We start from the raw sequence: 2,085 nt of genomic DNA, 5'->3' as shown, positions 1-2,085 counted from the left end.
CTCATATCCCAAAAATCCTCGTTAGGTGTGCGTCCCTCACGGGAGAAGCGCATGTGGTTCTGGCCGTAATTGGTCTTGGCGAACAGCTCGCCCCGCGCCTGCAACTGCTCGCGGCCGATGAAACCCTGGAGATAGGCGATCTCCTCCAGACAGGCGACCTGAAGCCCCTGCCGGTGCTGCAGCACGCGCACGAACTCGCCGGCCTCCAGCAGGTTGTCGTGCGTGCCGGTGTCGAGCCAGGCATAGCCGCGGCTCATCCGCTCGACATGGAGCTGGCCGCGCTCGAGATAGGCTTGGTTGACCGATGTGATCTCCAATTCGCCCCGGTCGGAGGGCGTCACCGCCGCGGCGATGTCGAGCACCTGATTGTCGTAGAAATAGAGGCCCGTCACCGCCCAGGGGCTCTCCGGGGTCTTGGGCTTCTCCACCAGCCGGAGCGGACGACCGCTCTCGTCGAGGGTGACGACGCCGTAGGCCTCCGGATGATCGACATGGTAGGCGAACACCGTCGCCCCGCTCTTGCGGGTGCGGGCCTTGGCGAGCAGGTCGCTCATGCCGTTGCCGAAGAACAGGTTGTCGCCCAGCACCAGGGCCACGTCGTCCGTGCCGACGAAGTCGCGCCCGATGATGAAGGCCTGGGCCAGCCCCTCGGGGCGCGGCTGCACCGCGTAGGAGAAGGTCAGGCCGAACTGCTCACCGGTGCCGAGCAGGCGCTGGTAATTGCCGAGATGCTCGGGCGAGGAGATGATCAGGATCTCGCGGATGCCGGCCAGCATCAGCACCGAGATCGGATAGTAGATCATCGGCTTGTCGTAGACCGGCAGCAGCTGCTTGTTGATCGCCAGCGTGGCCGGATGGAGCCGGGTGCCGGAGCCGCCGGCGAGCACGATGCCCTTCATGCAAACACGTCCCGATCAGTTGGAGCGAACCGGCCCGACCAGCCGGTCGAGGATGTCGTCGAGGGCCGCCTCCCAGGGACGCGGCGCGATTCCGTAGGCGTCGGTCAGGCTCTGGGTGGAGAGGCGGGAATTGGCCGGGCGCTTGGCCGGGGTCGGATAGGCGCTGGTCGGGATGCCCTCGACCGGGATCGCGCGGCCGCCGCGCTTGGCCGCCCCGGCGAGAATCGCGCGGGCAAAGCCGCACCAGGTCGTCGCGCCGTCGTTGACGCAGTGGAAGGTTCCGGTCGGCGCGCCCTCGTCCCCGGCAAGCCGCAGGGCGATGGTCGCCAGGGCGGCGGCGAGGTCGGCGGCGGAAGTCGGGCAGCCGTGCTGGTCGTCCACCACGGTGAGCCGGTCGCGCTCGGCCGCCAAGCGCAGCATGGTCTTGACGAAATTGCCCCGGTGCGGGCTCACCACCCAGGCGGTGCGGAGGATGGCGTGACGCGGGTTGGTGGCGCGCACCGCCATCTCGCCCGCGGCCTTGCTGGCCCCGTAGACGCTGGTCGGCTTCACGGCTGCATCGGGGGCGTAGAAGCCCTCGCCCGAGCCGTCGAACACATAATCGGTCGAGACATGGACGAGGGGGATGTTCCGCTTGCGCGTCTCGGCGGCGAGGATCGCGGGCGCCAGGGCGTTGAGGCGCCAGGCGGCCGCCACGTCGCTCTCGGCCTTGTCCACCGCCGTGTAGGCGGCGGGGTTGATGACGGCGGCATAGCTCCGCTCATCGAGCGCGGCGGCGACGGCGGCCTCGTCGGTGATGTCGAGGCTGGCCCGGTCGGGGGCGTGGACCCACACGCCCTCGGGCCAGGGATAGGCCTGCAGCTCGGTGCCGACCTGTCCGGCGCCGCCGAGGATCAGGATGTCCATGATCAGGCGCTCTTGCGGGAGCCGCCGAGGCCGAGCCGCTCGCCGGAATAGCGGCCCTCGCGGATCGGGCGCCACCACGCCTCGTTGTCGAGATACCAGCGCACGGTCTCTTCCAGCGCCTCTTCGAACACCTTGGTCGGCCGCCAGCCGACCTCGGCCTCGGCCTTGGACGGGTCGATGGCGTAGCGCCGGTCGTGGCCCGGGCGGTCGGCGACAAAGGTGATCAGGCGCTCATGCGGGCCGTTCTCGGGGCGGAGCCGGTCGAAGGCGGCGCAGAGCC

The 2,085-nt window shown here is 69.5% G+C and carries 3 protein-coding genes; all 3 read right to left on the bottom strand.

What is annotated here, in order from left to right:
* Window positions 1-899, bottom strand: an 899-nt coding sequence (gene rfbA / locus MZTS_RS24405) for a glucose-1-phosphate thymidylyltransferase RfbA (RefSeq protein ID WP_192285895.1), incomplete at its 3' end; no start/stop codon positions are given.
* 15 nt (window positions 900-914) lie between these two features.
* Window positions 915-1,805, bottom strand: coding sequence for a dTDP-4-dehydrorhamnose reductase (gene rfbD, locus MZTS_RS24400; RefSeq protein ID WP_192285893.1), 891 nt, complete (start codon window positions 1,803-1,805; stop codon window positions 915-917).
* A 2-nt stretch (window positions 1,806-1,807) separates the two neighbouring features.
* Window positions 1,808-2,085: GDP-mannose 4,6-dehydratase (locus MZTS_RS24395; RefSeq protein ID WP_192285891.1), on the bottom strand; the 278-nt coding region annotated here is incomplete at its 5' end.

Source organism: Methylorubrum zatmanii (assembly GCF_014845115.1).
In the GTDB taxonomy this organism is placed as follows: domain Bacteria; phylum Pseudomonadota; class Alphaproteobacteria; order Rhizobiales; family Beijerinckiaceae; genus Methylobacterium; species Methylobacterium zatmanii.
This window is presented reverse-complemented; position numbering and strand designations above follow the sequence as displayed.

What these genes read in the sequence shown, in the direction of transcription:
- rfbD (WP_192285893.1), bottom strand. Translation starts at nt 1,805, where the DNA reads ATGGACATCCTGATCCTCGGCGGCGCCGGACAGGTCGGCACCGAGCTG.